Below are 17,523 nucleotides of genomic sequence, written 5' to 3' on the forward strand. Positions count from 1 at the left end.
GTCGGCCGGTGGTGCGGCCGGGCGTTATCCTGGGGTGTCCCCCCGTACCCGCGACCCCTGGAGCCATGGCCGTGCACATCGACCTGCACGCCCACTCCACGGCCTCGGACGGCACCGACACCCCCGCCGAGCTGGTCCGCCACGCGGCCGCCGCCGGGCTCGACGTGGTCGCGCTGACCGACCACGACACCGTCGCCGGACACGCCGAGGCCATCGCCGCGGCCCCGGCCGGGCTCACCGTCGTCACCGGCATGGAGCTCTCCTGCCGCCTCGACGGCATCCCGATGCACCTGCTCGCGTACCTCTTCGACCCCGAGGAGCCCGAACTCGCCCGCGAGCGCGAGCTCGTGCGCGACGACCGGACCCCCCGCGCGCAGACCATGATCGGCAAGCTGCAGGCGCTGGGCGTCGGCATCACCTGGGAGCAGGTCTCCCGGATCGCCGGCGGGGGCTCCGTCGGCCGGCCGCACATCGCCACCGCGCTCGTCGAACTGGGCGTCGTGCCCACCGTCTCCGACGCGTTCACCGCGGACTGGCTCGCCGACGGCGGCCGCGCGTACGCCGAGAAGCACGAGCTCGACCCGTTCGAGGCCGTCCGCCTGGTCAAGGCCGCCGGCGGCGTCACCGTCTTCGCGCACCCCGCCGCCGTCAAGCGCGGCCGCTGCGTGCCCGAGAGTGCGATAGCCGAGCTCGCGGCCGCCGGCCTGGACGGGATCGAGGTGGACCACATGGAGCACGACACCGACACCCGCGACCGGCTGCGTGCACTCGCCGGCGAGCTCGGACTCCTCACGACCGGCTCCAGCGACTACCACGGCAGCCGCAAGACCTGCCGCCTCGGCGACTACACGACCGACCCCGAGGTCTACGGCGAGATCACGCGCCGCGCGTTCGGCGCCTTCCCCGTTCCGGGCGCCGGCGGAGCCGCGGGCGCGTAAGGCCCCCTGTCCGGTCGCCCGCGCCGGGAGGACGGACGCCGACGTGCGCGCCCTGCGCCCCCTCTTCCTTTCCCTCGTTGCACCCCTCACCCCATGCAAGGCATCACTGTGTTCGACTTCGCCGTCTTCGGATCCCTATTTCTCACGCTTTTTGTGATTATGGACCCTCCGGGGATCACGCCGATCTTCCTCGCCCTGACCTCCGGCCGGCCCGCCAAGGTGCAGCGCCGGATGGCCTGGCAGGCCGTCTGCGTGGCCTTCGGCGTCATCGCGGTCTTCGGCATCTGCGGCCAGCAGATCCTGGACTACCTGCACGTCTCCGTCCCGGCGCTGATGATCGCCGGTGGCCTGCTGCTCCTGCTCATCGCGCTCGACCTGCTCACCGGCAAGACCGACGAGCCCAAGCAGACCAAGGACGTCAACGTCGCCCTCGTGCCGCTCGGCATGCCGCTGCTGGCCGGTCCCGGTGCGATCGTCTCCGTCATCCTGGCCGTGCAGAAGGCGGACGGGTTCGGCGCGCAGCTCTCGGTGTGGACCGCCATCGCCGCGATGCACGTGGTCCTGTGGCTCACGATGCGCTACTCGCTGGTGATCATCCGGGTCATCAAGGACGGCGGCGTCGTCCTGGTGACGCGGCTCGCCGGCATGATGCTCTCCGCCATCGCCGTCCAGCAGATCATCAACGGCGTGCTCCAGGTGGTGCGCGGGGCCTGACGCCCGCGCCGTCCTGCGGCCCCGCCCCGCGGCACGCGAACGCCCCCGCACCGAGAGAACCCGGTGCGGGGGCGTTCGACGTCGTGGTGGTGCCGCGTGTCAGGAGGACGCACTCTCGGCCGGTCGGATCAGGATGCGCTGGCCGATGGCGGCCGCCTTCTGCACGATCCGGTTGACGGAGGCCGCGTCCACGACGGTGCTGTCCACGGCGGTTCCGTCGACATCGTCCAGGCGCAGAATCTCGAAGCGCACCGGCTTCTCCCTTCGTCAGTGTTCTCCTTGCACTGTTCCCAACGAAGTGTATGAGGCAAACATTCCCTACGCTAAGGAAATTTTTTCTTTAGCTAACTACAAGGTGCGTGCGGAGTCCCAGAACTCGACCAGCGCCCGTGCCGTGACCTGCGGATTCTCCGCGTTGGGGGAGTGCTCGGCGCCCGGTACGATCACCCGCCGCGCCTTGAGCCGCTGTGTCATGTCGTCCATCACCGGGACCGGCCACGCGTAGTCGACCTCGCCGGAGAGCACCAGCTTCGGCAGCTCGACCGCGCTCAGCTCGTCCACCCGGTCCGGCTCGGAGACCAGGACCCGCCCCGTGGCGATCAGCTGCTCGGGCACGGTGGCCAGCCAGCGCTCGCGCAGGAACTCCGCCAGCTCGGGCCCGTCCGGCACCGCGTCCTCGGGGTCGTGCGCGCGCATCGCCGTCCAGATCCCCGGCATGTCCTCCCGCATCGCCTCCAGGGCGGCGACCAGCAGCTTGGTCCGCTCCTGCTGTGCGGTGCAGATCGCGGCGGGCCCGCTGCTCATCAGGGTCAGCGACGCGAACGGCGCCGGGTCGCGCAGCACCGCGGCCCGGGAGATCAGCCCGCCGAGCGAGTGCCCGACCAGGTGGACCGGGCTGCCGTCGCCCAGCGCGGCCGCCTGCGCCAGCACGTCGAGCGCCAGCTCCTCCAGGGCGTACGCCGACTCCTCGCGCGGACCGGGGGTCTCGTGCTGGCCGCGCCCGTCGACGGCGACGACCCGGTACCCGGCGGCGGCCAGCGGCTCCAGGAGGCCGATGAAGTCCTCCTTGCTGCCGGTGAAACCCGGGACCAGCAGGGCCGTGCCGCGCAGCGGCTCACCGGCCTCGTGCACGGCGAAGTCGCCGCGGGCGGTCGTGAGGCGGTACGCACGGGCGTGGGAGGGCAGCGTCAGGCGGGGCGGCTTGCTCATGGCCCGAGGTTACCGGCCCGTAGCAAACTGTCCAGACCGGGTGGGGCGCAGCGGGGCACGTACGGAGCGAGGCCCCGGCCCCTGGGAAAGGGGACCGGGGCCTCGCTTCACGGCGACGGCGGGGCTCAGGCCTCCGCGGCCGGCGCCACGGCCTTGCGGGTCCGGGTGCGCTTGGGCTTCGCCGGGGCCTCCTCGGCCGCGGCGGCCTCGGCCACCGGAGCCTCTGCAGCCGCGGCGGTCTTGCGCGTACGGGTGCGCTTCGGCTTCGCCGGAGCCTCCTCGGCGGCGACCGTCTCGGCGGCCGGGGCCGCCTCGGCCGCCGGCGCGACGGCCTTGCGGGTCCGGGTGCGCTTGGCCTTCGCCGGAGCCTCCTCGGCGGCGGGCGCCTCGGTGACCGGGGTCACCGCGGTCACCGCGGCAGCGGCGGCCGGGGCTGCCTGGCGCGGGGCCCGCGTACGGCGGACGCGGACCGGCTCGGACGGCGGGGCGATCTGGAAGTCCGGCTCCGGCCCGGCCGGCACCGCCGGCGCCGCCTCGACGGGCGAGGCCGCGGCCGCGGCCAGGATCGAGGTCTGCGTGGGCTTGCGGGTACGGGCCCGGCGCGCGGCCGGAGCCTTCGCCACGGGAGCCTCGGCGACCGGTGCCTCGGCGACCGGCGCCTCGACGACCGGCGCCTCGGCGGTGCGCGCCTCGACGACACGGGCCTCGGCCACCTTGACGGCGGTGGCGCCCTCGGACGCGGGAGCCTCGGCGACCGGGGTCACCGCGGCCGCGGCGGCAGCGGAGGCCGACACCCGGGTGCGGCGGCGACGCGGGCGGCGCGGCTCGTCGGCGGCCGGGACCTCGGGGGCCTCGGCGACGGCCGGGACCACCGCATCGGCGGTCTCGACGGCGGGAACGGAACCGGCTTCCACCTCGGCGCCACCGCGCGTACGGCGGCGCTGGCGCGGGGTGCGGGCGGGACGCTCCGCGGGCTGTGCGGAGGCGGCCGGACCCCGGCCGCCACGGCCGCCGCGGCCCCCGGTCTCGCCCAGGTCCTCGATCTCCTCGGCCTTCAGGCCCGCCCGCACGCGCTCGGCGCGCGGCAGGATGCCCTTGGTGCCGGCCGGGATGTTCAGCTCCTCGAACAGGTGCGGGGACGTGGAGTACGTCTCGACCGGGTCGTGGAAGTCCAGCTCCAGCGCCTTGTTGATCAGCTGCCAGCGCGGGATGTCGTCCCAGTCCACCAACGTGATCGCGGTGCCCTTGTTGCCCGCGCGGCCGGTGCGGCCCACGCGGTGCAGGAAGGTCTTCTCGTCCTCGGGCGTCTGGTAGTTGATGACGTGCGTCACACCGTCGACGTCGATGCCGCGCGCGGCGACGTCGGTGCACACCAGCACGTCGACCTTGCCGTTGCGGAACGCGCGCAGCGCCTGCTCGCGCGCGCCCTGGCCCAGGTCGCCGTGGACGGCGCCCGAGGCGAAGCCGCGGCGCTCCAGCTGCTCGGCGATGTCGGCGGCCGTGCGCTTGGTGCGGCAGAAGATCATGGCCAGTCCGCGGCCCTCGGCCTGGAGGATGCGGGAGACGAGCTCCGGCTTGTCCATGTTGTGCGCACGGTAGACGTGCTGCGTGATGTTGGCGACGGTCGCGCCCTCGCCGTCGGGCGAAGTGGCGCGGATGTGCGTCGGCTGGGTCATGTACCGGCGGGCCAGGCCGATGACCGCACCCGGCATGGTCGCTGAGAACAGCATCGTCTGCCGCTTGGCCGGCAGGTGGTTGATGATCTTCTCGACGTCGGGCAGGAAGCCCAGGTCGAGCATCTCGTCGGCCTCGTCCAGGACCAGGGCCTTGACGCGGGAGAGGTCGAGCTTGCGCTGGCCGGCCAGGTCGAGCAGGCGGCCCGGGGTGCCGACGATCACGTCGACGCCCTTCTTCAGCGCCTCGACCTGGGGCTCGTACGCGCGGCCGCCGTATATGGCGAGGACGCGGACGTTGCGGACCTTGCCCGCCGTCAGCAGGTCGTTCGTGACCTGGGTGCACAGCTCGCGCGTCGGGACGACGACGAGGGCCTGCGGGGAGTCGGACAGCTGCTCGGGCGTGGCCCGGCCGGCCTCGACGTCCGCGGGGACGACGACCCGCTCCAGCAGCGGAAGGCCGAAACCGAGCGTCTTGCCGGTTCCGGTCTTCGCCTGGCCGATGACGTCCGTGCCGGAGAGGGCGACGGGAAGGGTCATCTCCTGGATCGGGAAGGGGGTCACGATGCCGACGGCTTCGAGGGCCTCGGCGGTTTCGGGAAAGATCCCGAGTTCTCGGAACGTAGTCAGGGTGCTGCCTCTTCTGTGAGACGCGGCGTGAGGCGGCGAGAGGGGGGTCCTACCGTGCCGGGCTTGCAGTACTGCGACGTACGTACGAAGCTGCGCGGGACCACTGGCCTTCGCTCAAGCGCTTGTGCCGCTGAGGGGGCCCCTCGTGGACGCGACGCATGGACGTACGCATCTGCCGAGGGCGGTCGGGTTGGAGCCGATCGGGCCACCGACCGGGCATCCTCATTCGGATGGCCCGCCGAGTATCCGGCAGGCGCTTTACCACTGTACCCCGGAATCGCGCAGGCGTGTCGGGTGAATTCACCTGGTCGTCGTGTTTAGGTGGACGGACACCGCTGTGACGTGGTGACCTCGAGCGTGGTCCGGCGGGCTATTGTGCGGTGCATGCCGACCGTTGAAAACGCCTCGCCCGCCGACGACAGCGCCCCCGCCGACGCGAGCGGGATCGCCGCCCAGGACTGGGCGACCGCCTCTGCCTCGCCGCAGTACCGGGCCGCCGTCGTGGACCTGCTGGGCGCCCTCGCGTACGGCGAGCTCGCGGCCTTCGAACGCCTCGCGGAGGACGCCAAGCTCGCGCCCACCCTCGACGACAAGGCCGAGCTCGCGAAGATGGCCTCCGCGGAGTTCCACCACTTCGAGCGGCTGCGTGACCGGCTCGCGGCGATCGACGTCGAGCCCACCGCCGCCATGGAGCCCTTCGCCAAGGGCGTCGACGACTTCCACCGCCAGACCGCGCCGTCGGACTGGCTGGAGGGCCTGGTCAAGGCCTACGTGGGCGACTCCATCGCCAGTGACTTCTACCGCGAGGTCGCCACGCACCTCGACGCCGACACCCGCGCCCTCGTCGTCGGCGTCCTCGACGACACCGGCCACGGCGGCTTCGCCGTGGAGAAGGTCCGCGCCGCCATCGAGGCCGACCCGCGCTGCGGCGGCCGGCTCGCGCTGTGGGCGCGCCGCCTGATGGGCGAGGCGCTCTCGCAGGCCCAGCGCGTGGTCGCCGAGCGCGACGCGCTGTCCACCATGCTGGTCGGCGGCGTGGACGGGATGGCGGCCGGCTTCGACCTGGCGGCCGTCGGCGAGATGTTCGCCCGGATCACCAAGGCGCACACCAAGCGGATGGCGGCCCTGGGCCTCGCCGCCTGACGCTGCTGTGTCCTGACGGTCCGAGGGACCGACGGACCCGACGGCCTGACGGGTCTGTTTTCTGACGGATCGACGGGCCGGCGGCCTGACGGTCTGAGGGCCCGAAGGTCCGACGGTCCGACGCCCTGACACACCCCGGCCCCGGCGCGCGAGCAGCGCTCCGGGGCCGGGGTGTCTTCAGTTCTCCGGGGGTTCGGTGCGGTCGGGGGGCTCGGGCGGCTCCTTCTCCTCCTCCGGCGGCGGCCGGTCAGCCGCGCGACGGGAGGGAAAACGACGCCCGCGGGGACGGCCGGCGGCCCTCGGTGCCCGGCCGCAGCAGCAGCGACAGGACCACCGCCGCCACCAGCACCGAGCCGACCAGCGTCGCGGTCAGGGTGTTGTGCCCCGGGCCGAGCGCGTACTGCGTGAGGTACGCACCGAAGAGGGCGCCCAGCATCCCGCTGAGGAGCACCACCCGCGCGGACGGCAGCCGCCGGGCGAGCAGGCGCGCGGCGAGGGCCGCCAGGGCCAGGCCCAGCAGGGCGGAGCCGAATGCTTCCAACAGCACCATGAGGGCCTCCCGCAGGTCAGGGGGCGAACCGAGTCACTGCCGTCCTACCCGAAGCGGAAGAAAGGGAAACGGCCCGGCGGAACATCCGCCGGGCCGTTCCCCCCGGTTCTTCCGGCCGTCGGCGCGGGCCGCGGCGCGGTGGCGCGCGATGCCTCAGAGCGCGCCGAAACCGACCTTGCGCGCGGTCGGCTCGCCCAGGTCGACGTACGACAGGCGGTCGGACGGCACCAGGACCCGGCGGCCCTTGGTGTCGGTGAGGCTCAGCAGCGGCTCCGAACCGGTCAGCGCGGCGGAGACGATGCTCTCGAGCTCATCGGCGCTCAAGTCGCTCTCCAGCACGATCTCCCGGGGTGCGTGCTGCACGCCGATCTTGACCTCCACGGCTTTGTCCCTCCGACGGTCGTTGTGCGCGATCAGTCGCGCTGTACACCGGCCACATTAGCCCGGAGAGGGGACGCGCAGGCGGCGGTGTGGGCACGCTCGCAGCGAACACCGGCCACACCGGGCCGCGGCCCCTGCCCCCTGCTCCGGCCGGCTTCGCCGCTCAGGCCTGCCCGCCCCCGGTCCCGTCCGCGCCGTGCAGCGGGAAGCCGGCGATGCCGCGCCAGGCCAGCGAGGTCAGCAGCCCCACCGCCTTGTCGCGGGCCACCGGGCTCTCGCTGGACAGCCAGTACCGGGCCACGACCTGCGAGACGCCGCCCAGGCCCACGGCCAGCAGCATCGACTCGTCCTTCGACAGGCCCGTGTCCTCGGCGATCACGTCGGAGATGGCCTCGGCGCACTGCAGCGAGACGCGGTCGACGCGCTCGCGCACCGCCGGCTCGTTGGTCAGGTCGGACTCGAAGACCAGCCGGAACGCGCCGCCCTCGTCCTCCACGTACGCGAAGTAGGCGTCCATCGTCGCGGCCACGCGCAGCTTGTTGTCCGTCGTGGACCCCAGCGCCCCGCGCACCGACTGCAGCAGGTTCTCGCAGTGCTGGTCCAGCAGCGCCAGGTACAGGTCGAGCTTGCCCGGGAAGTGCTGGTACAGCACCGGCTTGCTGACCCCGGCCCGTTCCGCGATGTCGTCCATCGCCGCCGCGTGGTACCCCTGCGCGACGAACACCTCCTGGGCCGCGCCCAGGAGCTGGTTGCGTCGGGCTCGGCGCGGCAGGCGCGTGCCCCGGGGACGCGCTGCCTCCGTCTGCTCGATGGCTGTCACGCCGCCTCCCACTTTCTCTAAGAACACAGTGCGCTCTGCGCCGCGCCCGCCATCGTACTTTTCGGTAACCGAATCTGTAGGGTTCAAGCCGAGTTTTCTCGCTGTACGGACCACCCGGATGTGCTGGTCAGCGGTGCTCGGCGGGGTTACCAAACGGTAGTCTCCCGGGCCGCCGCCCTCAGCGGTACTCGTCCTCGTCCAGGGTCACCACCCGCGCCTGCTCGACGGCGTCCCCGTCCGTCGCCTCGTCTCGGTCCACACCGGTGACGCGGTCGTCGTCGTCGCCGGGCTGCAACTCGGCCTGCTGCTCCGCCGCATCCGCTTCGGGCGCCTCGGCGTCGAGGGCCTCCCGGATCCGGCCCCGGAAGGTGTCCGGCTCTGCGGGGTCGACACTCATCTGGCTCCCCTTCTTCCCTCACCCCTCGCGGTCCTGCTCCACCTATGAGCCTAGGAGGAACGCGGTTGCGCCGCTATGTGTACTCCGGCCCGACCTGTGATGCCGAACACAAGAGTCCGGACGTGATCGTCTCGTAACATTGCCCCCATGTCTTCGACCGAGCTGCCGGGTGTGCGGTCCGCCGCCGAGCCTTCCGTACGGGCGGGAACCGCCCGGGTGGCCGAGGGGGAGCAGCTGCGCACCGTCCTGCTGCCGGGCCTGGAACTCGCCGTGCGCGCCCGTCCCGGAACCCGGGCCGGGCTGCCGCCCGCGCTGTACGTGCACGGGCTCGGCGGCTCCTCGACCAACTGGTCGAGCCTGATGAAGCAGCTTGAGGACAGCGTCGACGGCGAGGCGGTGGACCTGCCCGGCTTCGGCTGGTCCCCGCCGCCCGCCGACCGGGACTACTCGGTGCGGGCCATGGCCCGCGCGGTCATCCGCCACCTCGACGCCGCCGGCCGCGGCCCCGTCCACCTGTTCGGCAACTCCCTCGGAGGCGCCGTCACCACCCGCGTCGCCGCCGTCCGCCCCGACCTGGTGCGCACCCTGACGCTGGTCTCGCCCGCGCTGCCGGAGCTGCGCGTGCAGCGGGCGGTCGTGCCGACCGCGCTGATCGCCGTGCCCGGCATGGTCGGCCTGTTCGGCCGGCTCACCCGCGGCCTGACCGCCGAACAGCGCACCCGCGGGGTGATGGAGCTCTGCTACGGCGACCCCTCCCGGGTGACACCGGAGGACCTCGCCGGCGCCGTGGAGGAGATGGAGCGGCGCACGGCCCTTCCCTATTTCTGGGAGGCGATGACCCGCTCGACCCGCGGGATCGTCGACGCCTACACCCTCGGCGGGCAACACGGACTGTGGAGCCAGGCGCAACGCGTGCTCGCCCCCACCCTGCTGGTCTACGGTGGCCGCGACCAACTCGTCTCGTACCGTATGGCGCGCAAGGCGGCCGCGGCCTTCCGGGGCTCGAGGCTGCTGAGCCTGCCCGAAGCCGGGCACGTGGCGATGATGGAGTACCCCGAGGTGGTCGCCGGCGCGTTCGGAGAACTGCTGCGCGACACCGCACGGGACACCGACCGGGACACCGAAGACGGCAGAGGCTGACGACTGTGGGACGACATAGCCGCAAGGGCCCTGCCCCTGCCCCCGGCCCTGCCTCCGCGCCCGTCCACCCGGCGCCGCAGCCCGCCCCGCAGGCGCCCGCCGCCGCGTACGGGGAGCGCCCCGCGTACGAGGAGCGCCCCGCGTACGAGGAGTACCACCCGCCGTACGGAGAACCCCTGGCGTACGAGGCCGTCCCGCCGTACGAGGCCGCCCCGGCGTACGGGGAGCCCGCGGCCCGTCATGCGCGCCCGGCGTACGGGAACCCCACGGGCCATGACGGCCCGTCTGCGTCCCGTCAGACCACGGCTCATGACGACCCGTCGGGGTACGAGTCCGCGGTTCATGACAGCCCCTCGGTGTACGGGCAGCCCGCCGTCCATGACGGCCCCTCGGCCTACGAGGTGCCCGCGGCTCAGGACAGGCCCGGGGCGTACGGGGCGGCCCAGGCGCCCGAAGCCGCCCCGCGCCGGGATGCGCACCGGGCCTCCGACGACGCGCCGCGCCGGGAGGAGCCGCTGCCGTACGGGAGCGCCCCGATGTACGGCGGGCCGCGCGGGCGGCGGCGGGCCGAAGCCGCGGCCGCGCACCAGGGGTACGCGCCGCCCGCCGCGCCCGGTTCCGGTGCGCGCCTCGGCGGCCACCCCGAGCAGCGCGAACCCGGCGGCGCCCGGGGCTCCGGCTCTGCCACCGGCGCGGCGTACGGCGACTGGCGCGGCGTCCCGCGCGCCCCCCGCCCGGCCGCCGCGGCCGTCCTCGACACCGACACCCCGGCCTTCGGCACCCCCGCCGTCGGGTTTCCGCAGGTCACCGTGCCCGTGCCCGGGCCGGCCGCCGCCGCGTCCGCCGCCTCCGCCCCGGCGCCCGCGCTCGACCTCGACCCCCTCACCTCCACCGGAGCCCGCCGCCGCGTGCCCGGCCCCCGCGAGTCGGCCGCCGAGGCGCCCGCCGACGGGCCCGGCGCGGCGAAGTCCGGCTCCGGCCGTCGCTCGAAGGTCCGTAGGTACACCGGGATGGCCGCGGCGGCCGTCACCACCGTCATCGCCGTCGTCGTCGCCGGGCAGGTCGTCACCGAGACCGACGGCAAGAACGCCGCCCCGCGCGCCGCCGGCGAACACCCCGACCGCGCCCTGCCCGGCCAGTCCGCCGCCTCCCGCTCCGACGGCCGCGCCACCCCGCAGCCCCCGGCCGCGGCCGCGCCGGAGCAGTCGTACGAGCAGAAGATGGCCCTGCAGCTCCCGATCGACGAGAAGCTCAAGGGGCCCGGGGTCTTCGACACCGTGCCCGGGGTGGCCGCCGCGCCCGGCAAGGGCAAGGTGGTCCGCTACCGGGTCGACGTCGAGCAGGGGCTCGGCCTGGATCCGCAGCTGTTCGCCGAGGCCGTCCACCGCACCCTCAACGACGACCGCAGCTGGGGCCACGGCGGCACCAAGACCTTCGAGCGGGTGCCCGGCGGTGAGGCCGACTTCGTCATCACCCTGGCCAGCCCCGGGACCACCGGCGTGTGGTGCGCCAAGTCCGGCCTGGACACCACCATCGACAACGTCTCCTGCGACTCCGCGTCCACCGAACGCGTGATGATCAACGCGTACCGCTGGGCGCAGGGTTCGCCGACGTACGGCCCGGACCAGATGTTCGCGTACCGCCAGATGCTCATCAACCACGAGGTCGGCCACCGGCTCGGCAACGGGCACGTGAACTGCCAGACCCCCGGCGCCCTCGCGCCGATCATGCAGCAGCAGACGAAGTCCCTCGACATCGGCGGAATTCAGTGCAAGCCCAACCCGTGGGTTTTCCCGGGGAATTGACGCGCGAAAGGCGGCATGCGGCGGAATCCGTCGTTGACAATGCGTTCGATGATCGGTAATTGTTCTCCGCATGTCGCACCGTCACGCCACTGCCGCGAGCGCCGCCATTGAGCTGGCGCTGCTCGGCGTGACCGCGCACAGCGTGGCCGACGTCTTCTGTCGCTGACGCTCCCTGCCCCCGGGCCGCCCGACGGCCCGGAGGTGCCCGGGCCCGCACGCGCCGCGACCTCCACGCTCCTCCTCCGCCGCGCCCCGGGCCCGTGTGCCCGCGAGGTGCGGCTTCTTCATTTCCGCCGGACGCCGGACGCCGGACGCCTGATGCCGGACGCCTGATGCCGGATGTCGGCTGCCTGATGCCGGTCGTCGGTCATCGGGTGTCCGTGCCGGCCGGCGTCGCCCCTCGCGTGGCTGCTCCCTCCCGTTTCCGCAGTTCACCCACGCCGAGAGGTCCCCTTCCCATGTCCCGTCAGTCCCACATATCGCGCCGCGCCGCCGCCGTCGCCGTCAGCCTCGTACTGGCCGGGGGCGCCGCGGCGTGCGGGCCCAAGGGCGCAGGCGCGGACGGCTCCGACGGCGGCTCGGCCGGCGCCGCGGGCGGCGCCCCGCAGCAGGGCGGCACGCTGACCGTCCTCAACTCCGAGCCGCAGAACGACTTCGACCCCGCCCGCCTGTACACCTCCGGCGGCGGCAACGTGCCCTCGCTGGTCTTCCGTACGCTCACCACCCGCAACCGCGAGGAGGGCGCCGCCGGCACCGCGGTCGTGCCCGACCTGGCCACCGACACCGGCCGGCACAACGCCGACGCCACCGAGTGGACGTACACGCTGAAGGACGGGCTGCAGTACGAGGACGGCACCCCGATCACCACCGCCGACATCAAGTACGGCATCGAGCGGTCCTTCGCCGCCGAGCTGTCCGGCGGCGCCCCCTACCTGCGGGACTGGCTGGTGGGCGGCGAGAGCTACCAGGGCCCCTACAAGGACGGCGGCAAGGGCCTCGACTCGATCGTCGTGCCCGACGCGAAGACGATCGTCTTCAAACTCCGCAAGCCCGAGGGTGACTTCCCCTTCGTCGCCACCCAGACGCAGTTCGCCCCCGTCCCCAAGGCCAAGGACACCGGCGTCGCGTACGAGGAGCACCCCGTCTCCTCCGGCCCGTACAGGGTCGTCAAGAACGAGAACGACGGCGAGCACCTCACCCTGGAGCGCAACCCGCACTGGGACCGCGCCACCGACGGGCAGCGCAAGGCGTACCCGGACCGGATCGACGTCCGCTCCGGCCTCGACCCCGCGGTCATCAACCAGCGGCTGACGACCAGCTCCGGCCCCGACGCGGCCGCCATCACCACCGACACCAACCTCGGCCCGGCCGAACTCGCCCGGATCGGCTCCGACAAGCAGCTCGCGGCCCGTGTCGGCACCGGCCACTTCGGCTACACCAACTACCTCGCCTTCAACCCGAAGGTGGCCCCCTTCGACAACCCGAAGGTGCGCCAGGCCATCTCGTACGCGGTCAACCGCACCAGCGTCGTCAACGCGGCCGGCGGCTCCGCGCTCGCCGAGCCCGCCACCACCTTCCTGCCCGAGCAGAAGGCCTTCGGCTTCACCCCGTACGACCACTTCCCGGCCGGCAAGTCCGGCGACCCCGCCAAGGCCAAGGAGCTGCTGAAGGAGGCCGGGTTCGGCGACGGCCTCACCATCACCCTGACCCACTCCACCGCCCAGAACCGCCAGACCAGCCCGGAGGTCGCCACCGCCGTGCAGCAGGCGCTCGCCGCCGCGGGCATCACCGTCAAGCTGGAGGGCCTGGAGAACAACGCCTTCAACGAACGGCGCTGGGACGCCAAGAACACCCCCGGCTTCTTCCTCTCCCGCTGGGGCGCCGACTGGCCCTCCGGCGGCCCCTTCCTCGCCCCGATCTTCGACGGCCGGCAGATCGTCACCAACGGCACCAACTACAACCACGCGCAGCTCGACGACCCGGCCGTCAACGCCGAGATCGACGAGATCGCCAAGCTGACCGACCTCGGCGAGGCCGCCAAGCGCTGGGGCGCCCTCGACAAGAAGATCGGCGAGCAGGCCCTGGACGTGCCGCTGTTCCACCCGGTCTACAAGCGGGTCGTCGGCAAGGACGTCAAGAACGTCGTCATCAGCGACTGGACCGGCGTCCTCGACATCTCGCAGGTCGCCGTCAAGTGAGCGCACTGACCGAACGTCGGGCGGCGGGTGCCGGTGCGGATGCCGGTGCCGGTGCCGGTGCCGGTGCTCGTGAGGGCGCCGGCGCCCTGCGCCGGGTCCGGCGGCTGCGCGGGCGGCCCTCCGCCCTCGCGGCCGCCGCCGTCCTGGCCCTGCTCGTCCTCCTCGCCCTCGCCGCGCCGCTGGCCGCCCAGCTCACCGGCCAGGACCCGAACGCCTACCACGACGACCTCGTCGACTCCGCCCGCGGCGGCGTCCCGCTCGGCCCCGCCGGCGGGATCTCCGCCGACCACTGGCTCGGCGTCGAGCCCGGCACCGGCCGCGACCTGCTGACCCGCCTCCTGTACGGGGCGCGGATCTCGCTGCTCGTCGCCCTCGGCGCCACCGCCGTCCAGGTCCTCGTCGGGCTGGCCGCCGGCATCGCCGCCGGGCTCGGCAACCGCTTCACCGGCGCCGTCCTCGGCCGGATCACCGACGTGCTGATCGCCCTGCCCATGCTGGTCCTCGGCATCGCCCTGACCGCCGTCGTCCCGCCCGACGTCCCGCGGCCGCTGCTGCTGGTCCTCGTCATCGGCCTGGTCGGCTGGGGCAGCGTCGCCCGCCTGGTGCGCGCCCAGACCCTCGCCCTGTGCGGGCTCGACTTCGTCGCGGCCGCCCGGCTCGCCGGCAACGGGACGCTGCGGATCGCCCGGCGCGAGCTGCTGCCCTCGCTGGCCGCGCCTGTCATCACGTACGCCGCCGTCCAGATCCCCTCCAACATGGTGGCCGAGGCCTCGCTGTCCTTCCTCGGCGTCGGCGTGAAGCCGCCCACCCCGTCCTGGGGGCAGATGCTCTCCACCGCCCAGACCTGGTTCCGGGCCGACCCCGCCTACGTCCTGTTGCCCGCCGGGCTGCTCTTCACCACCGTGCTCGCCTTCACCGTGCTGGGCGACGCCGTCCGTACCGCCCTCGACCCGCGCGAGGGCTCGCGCCTGCGGGTCGGCACCCGAAAGGAGCGCTCGGCGTGACCCGCTTCGTGCTCAAACGGACCGGCGGGGCGCTCCTGGTGCTGCTCACCCTGTCCGTCGCCGTCTACCTCCTCTTCTACGCGGCCCCCGCCGACCCCGCCCGGCTCGCCTGCGGGGAACGCTGCAACCCCGTCCAGGTCGCCCAGGTCCGCGAGCAGCTCGGCCTGAACGACCCGCTCCCGCTGCAGTACCTGCACTTCCTCCAGGGGCTCGTCGCCGGACGCGAGTACTCCGGCGGCGCCGGCACAGTCCTGCACTGCAACGCCCCCTGCCTGGGCTTCTCGTACCAGACCGACCAGCAGGTCACCGCGCTGCTGCTGGACCGGCTGCCCGCCACCCTGTCGCTGGCCCTCGGCGCGCTCGTCATCTGGCTCGCCGTCGGCGTCGGCACCGGGCTGCTGTCCGCCCTGCGGCGCGGCGGCCTCACCGAGCGGGCCCTGACCGTGCTGACCCTGGCCGGCACCGGCACGCCCGTGTTCATCCTCGGGCTGCTGCTGCTCATGGCCGTCTGCGCCTACCTGCAGTGGCTGCCGTTCCCGACGTACGTGGCCTTCGGCGACGACCCCGAGCAGTGGGCCTGGAACCTGCTGCTGCCCTGGGTCACGCTCGGCCTGTTCGAGAGCGCCAAGTACGCCCGGCTCACCCGCAGCGCCACCCTGGAGACCCTCGCCGAGGACCACATCCGCACCTTCCGCGCCTACGGGGTCGCGGAGCGGGCCATCGTGACCCGGCACGCGCTGCGCGGCGCCGTCGCCCCGGTGATCGCGCTGAGCGCCGTCGACTTCGGCACCATGATCGGCGGCGCGGTGCTCACCGAGTCCCTGTTCGGGATCCCCGGGCTCGGCAAGACGCTCATGGACGGGGTCCGGGTCGTGGACCTGCCGGTGGTCGTCGGCGTCGTCCTGGCCATCGGCACCGCCGTCGTCGTCGCCGGAGCCGTCGGCGACCTGCTCCACGCCCTCGCGGACCGGAGGGTGGCCCTCGTATGACGAATGCGACGAACAGGACGAAGGCGCCGAAGCAGCCACCGCTGGTGGAGGTCGACGGCCTCACCGTCGACTTCCCGGTCGGCGCAGCGGGGAAGAGACCAGGGGGACCGGGAGGACCGGGGCAGTACGTACGGGCCGTCGACGGGGTCTCCTTCAGCCTGGCGGCCGGGGCCGCCCTGGGCATCGTCGGGGAGTCCGGCAGCGGCAAGTCCACCGTCGCCGCGGCCCTGCTGGGCCTGCACCACGGGACCGGGGCCCGCCTGAGCGGCTCCGTGTGCGTCGCCGGCACCGACGTCGGCGCGGCCGGCCCGGTCGAACTGCGCGCCCTGCGCGGCGCGGCCGCCGCCATGGTCTTCCAGGACCCGCTCGGCTCCCTGGACCCGTACCAGGCCGTCGGCGACCAGATCGCCGAGGTGTACCGGGTCCACGCCGACGTCTCCCGGCGGGCCGCCCGGCAGCGGGCGGCCGAGGTCCTGGACCGGGTCGGCATCCCCGACGCGGCCCGCCGCTCGCGGGCCCGGCCGCACGAGTTCAGCGGCGGCATGCGCCAGCGCGCGCTCATCGCCATGGCCCTGGCCTGCGAGCCGCAGCTGCTGATCGCCGACGAGCCGACCACCGCCCTCGACGTCACCGTCCAGGCCCAGGTCCTCGACCTGCTGCACGGACTGCGCGAGGAGCGCGGGCTCGCCCTGCTGCTGGTCACGCACGACGTCGGGGTCGCGGCCGAGAGCGTGGACGGGCTGCTCGTCATGCGGGACGGGCACGTGGTGGAGCGGGGCCCGACGGCCGGGCTCCTGGCCGCACCGCACCACCCGTACACCCGCGAGCTGCTGTCCGCGGTCCCCCGCATCGACGCCCCGCGGGCGGCGGCCGCTGCCGTGGGCCTGCCGGGGGCCGGAGCCGGAGCCGTGGCCGGAGTCGGAGCCGGAGCCGGAGTCGGGGGCGGGGCCGGAGCCGGGGGCGGGGCCGGCAGCGCCGAAGCGCCCGTCGTCGAGGCCTTCTCCGTGCGGCGGGAGTTCGGTCGCGGCAAGCGGCGCGTCGCCGCCGTCGGCGGGGTCTCCCTCGCCGTCCGCGCCGGTGAGACGCTCGGCATCGTCGGCGAGTCCGGCAGCGGCAAGAGCACCCTCGGCCGGATGCTCGTCGGCCTCCTGGAGCCCAGCTCGGGGCAGGTCCGCCACCACGGCCGGGAGGCGCAAGGCGTGGTGCCGGGCGTCCAGATGGTCTTCCAGGACCCCGTGTCCTCCCTCAACCCGCGCCGCTCCGTCGGCGAGTCCATCGCCGACCCGCTGCGCGCGGCGGGGGAGCGTGACGGGGCAGCGATCCGGGCCCGGGTCGGGGAGCTGCTGGTCCGGGTCGGCCTGGAGGCCGCGCACTACGACCGCTACCCGCACGAGTTCAGCGGCGGCCAGCGCCAGCGCGTCGGCATCGCCCGGGCGCTCGCGCCGCAACCGCGGCTGATCGTCTGCGACGAACCCGTCTCCGCCCTCGACGTGACCACGCAGGCCCAAGTCACGGCCCTGCTGGCCGAGCTCCAGCGGGAGCTCGGGATCGCGCTGGTCTTCATCGCGCACGACCTCGCGGTGGTCCGGCAGGTCAGCGACCGGGTCGCCGTCATGCGCGGCGGGCTGGTGGTGGAGGAGGGCCCGGTGGACGAGGTGTACGAGCGGCCGCGGCACGCCTACACCCGGCAGCTGCTGGCCGCCGTACCGGCCCTGGACCCGCAGCTCGCGGCGAGGCGGCGCACGGCCCGGCAGGAGGCGCTGGTGTAACGGGGCCGACGGCCCGGCTCGCGCGCTCGAACGCGAACCGTACGGGAAAGTTACGACTCTTCACCCCTTCCGGTGGCGGGGGGGGGGGCGCGCAGGGCCGGCCCCCGCCCCCCCCCCGCGGGGTTTGACCCCCCCCGGCCCGCGCCCCCCCCGGCGGCCCCGC

Annotated in this window: 17 protein-coding genes; 10 read left to right on the plus strand and 7 right to left on the minus strand. The window is 73.9% G+C overall.

The window, feature by feature from the left end:
- Positions 1-71: 71 nt before the first annotated feature.
- Positions 72-938: a PHP domain-containing protein gene (locus AB0F11_RS12195; RefSeq protein ID WP_362171541.1), complete on the plus strand. Its 867-nt coding sequence runs from the start codon at positions 72-74 to the stop codon at positions 936-938.
- Positions 939-1,046: 108 nt separating this feature from the next.
- Complete coding sequence (locus AB0F11_RS12200; RefSeq protein WP_362171544.1) at positions 1,047-1,652, plus strand: MarC family protein; 606 nt, start codon at positions 1,047-1,049, stop codon at positions 1,650-1,652.
- Positions 1,653-1,751: 99 nt separating this feature from the next.
- On the opposite strand, the gene AB0F11_RS12205 is transcribed toward AB0F11_RS12200, so the two are convergent.
- From AB0F11_RS12205 to AB0F11_RS12215, 3 genes are all read right to left on the minus strand, one after another.
- Positions 1,752-1,904: a hypothetical protein gene (locus AB0F11_RS12205; RefSeq protein WP_362171257.1), complete on the minus strand. Its 153-nt coding sequence runs from the start codon at positions 1,902-1,904 to the stop codon at positions 1,752-1,754.
- A 96-nt stretch (positions 1,905-2,000) separates the two neighbouring features.
- Complete coding sequence (locus tag AB0F11_RS12210; protein ID WP_362171260.1) at positions 2,001-2,861, minus strand: alpha/beta hydrolase; 861 nt, start codon at positions 2,859-2,861, stop codon at positions 2,001-2,003.
- Positions 2,862-2,986: 125 nt separating this feature from the next.
- Entirely contained in the window at positions 2,987-5,098 is a 2,112-nt protein-coding gene (locus AB0F11_RS12215) for a DEAD/DEAH box helicase (RefSeq protein WP_362171263.1), read from the minus strand.
- A 450-nt stretch (positions 5,099-5,548) separates the two neighbouring features.
- Between AB0F11_RS12215 and AB0F11_RS12220 the strand changes: the two genes are divergently transcribed.
- Complete coding sequence (locus AB0F11_RS12220; RefSeq protein WP_362171266.1) at positions 5,549-6,307, plus strand: ferritin-like fold-containing protein; 759 nt, start codon at positions 5,549-5,551, stop codon at positions 6,305-6,307.
- A 247-nt stretch (positions 6,308-6,554) separates the two neighbouring features.
- On the opposite strand, the gene AB0F11_RS12225 is transcribed toward AB0F11_RS12220, so the two are convergent.
- The 4 genes from AB0F11_RS12225 to AB0F11_RS12240 form a co-directional block, all read right to left on the minus strand.
- Positions 6,555-6,854 carry a hypothetical protein gene (locus tag AB0F11_RS12225; protein WP_362171547.1) on the minus strand — a complete coding sequence of 100 codons (300 nt, stop codon included), beginning with the start codon at positions 6,852-6,854 and terminating at the stop codon, positions 6,555-6,557.
- A 156-nt stretch (positions 6,855-7,010) separates the two neighbouring features.
- Positions 7,011-7,238 (minus strand): DUF3107 domain-containing protein, encoded by a 228-nt coding sequence (locus AB0F11_RS12230; RefSeq protein ID WP_362171269.1) that lies wholly within the window; start codon positions 7,236-7,238, stop codon positions 7,011-7,013.
- 163 nt (positions 7,239-7,401) lie between these two features.
- A complete protein-coding gene (locus AB0F11_RS12235; protein WP_362171272.1) occupies positions 7,402-8,058 on the minus strand; it encodes a TetR/AcrR family transcriptional regulator in 657 nt (218 codons plus the stop codon).
- A gap of 178 nt (positions 8,059-8,236) precedes the next feature.
- Complete coding sequence (locus AB0F11_RS12240; protein ID WP_362171275.1) at positions 8,237-8,455, minus strand: hypothetical protein; 219 nt, start codon at positions 8,453-8,455, stop codon at positions 8,237-8,239.
- 147 nt (positions 8,456-8,602) lie between these two features.
- On the opposite strand from AB0F11_RS12240, the gene AB0F11_RS12245 reads away from it, so the two are divergent.
- The 7 genes from AB0F11_RS12245 (at position 8,603) to AB0F11_RS12275 (ending at position 17,360) form a co-directional block, all read left to right on the plus strand.
- Positions 8,603-9,595: an alpha/beta hydrolase gene (locus tag AB0F11_RS12245; RefSeq protein ID WP_362171278.1), complete on the plus strand. Its 993-nt coding sequence runs from the start codon at positions 8,603-8,605 to the stop codon at positions 9,593-9,595.
- Between the two features lie 5 nt (positions 9,596-9,600).
- The gene (locus AB0F11_RS12250) at positions 9,601-11,400 is read left to right on the plus strand and encodes a DUF3152 domain-containing protein (protein ID WP_362171281.1); all 1,800 of its coding nucleotides are present in this window, start codon (positions 9,601-9,603) and stop codon (positions 11,398-11,400) included.
- A 70-nt stretch (positions 11,401-11,470) separates the two neighbouring features.
- Positions 11,471-11,566 (plus strand): Ms4533A family Cys-rich leader peptide, encoded by a 96-nt coding sequence (locus AB0F11_RS12255; protein ID WP_362171284.1) that lies wholly within the window; start codon positions 11,471-11,473, stop codon positions 11,564-11,566.
- Between the two features lie 292 nt (positions 11,567-11,858).
- The gene (locus AB0F11_RS12260; RefSeq protein ID WP_362171287.1) at positions 11,859-13,598 is read left to right on the plus strand and encodes an ABC transporter substrate-binding protein; all 1,740 of its coding nucleotides are present in this window, start codon (positions 11,859-11,861) and stop codon (positions 13,596-13,598) included.
- An 86-nt stretch (positions 13,599-13,684) separates the two neighbouring features.
- A complete protein-coding gene (locus tag AB0F11_RS12265; RefSeq protein ID WP_362171550.1) occupies positions 13,685-14,602 on the plus strand; it encodes an ABC transporter permease in 918 nt (305 codons plus the stop codon).
- Positions 14,599-15,591: an ABC transporter permease gene (locus AB0F11_RS12270; RefSeq protein ID WP_362171290.1), complete on the plus strand. Its 993-nt coding sequence runs from the start codon at positions 14,599-14,601 to the stop codon at positions 15,589-15,591. The genes AB0F11_RS12265 and AB0F11_RS12270 overlap by 4 nt, the downstream gene beginning before the upstream one ends.
- Positions 15,588-17,360 carry an ABC transporter ATP-binding protein gene (locus tag AB0F11_RS12275; protein ID WP_362171292.1) on the plus strand — a complete coding sequence of 591 codons (1,773 nt, stop codon included), beginning with the start codon at positions 15,588-15,590 and terminating at the stop codon, positions 17,358-17,360. Before AB0F11_RS12270 ends, AB0F11_RS12275 begins: the two co-directional genes overlap by 4 nt.
- Positions 17,361-17,523 lie beyond the last annotated feature (163 nt).

This window comes from Streptomyces sp. NPDC032472 (assembly GCF_040636955.1).
In the GTDB taxonomy this organism is placed as follows: Bacteria; Actinomycetota; Actinomycetes; order Streptomycetales; family Streptomycetaceae; genus Streptomyces.

What these genes read in the sequence shown, in the direction of transcription:
- AB0F11_RS12255 (WP_362171284.1), top strand. Translation starts at nt 11,471, where the DNA reads ATGTCGCACCGTCACGCCACTGCCGCGAGCGCCGCCATTGAGCTGGCG.
- AB0F11_RS12245 (WP_362171278.1), top strand. Translation starts at nt 8,603, where the DNA reads ATGTCTTCGACCGAGCTGCCGGGTGTGCGGTCCGCCGCCGAGCCTTCC.
- AB0F11_RS12240 (WP_362171275.1), bottom strand. Translation starts at nt 8,455, where the DNA reads ATGAGTGTCGACCCCGCAGAGCCGGACACCTTCCGGGGCCGGATCCGG.
- AB0F11_RS12260 (WP_362171287.1), top strand. Translation starts at nt 11,859, where the DNA reads ATGTCCCGTCAGTCCCACATATCGCGCCGCGCCGCCGCCGTCGCCGTC.
- AB0F11_RS12210 (WP_362171260.1), bottom strand. Translation starts at nt 2,861, where the DNA reads ATGAGCAAGCCGCCCCGCCTGACGCTGCCCTCCCACGCCCGTGCGTAC.
- AB0F11_RS12275 (WP_362171292.1), top strand. Translation starts at nt 15,588, where the DNA reads ATGACGAATGCGACGAACAGGACGAAGGCGCCGAAGCAGCCACCGCTG.
- AB0F11_RS12220 (WP_362171266.1), top strand. Translation starts at nt 5,549, where the DNA reads ATGCCGACCGTTGAAAACGCCTCGCCCGCCGACGACAGCGCCCCCGCC.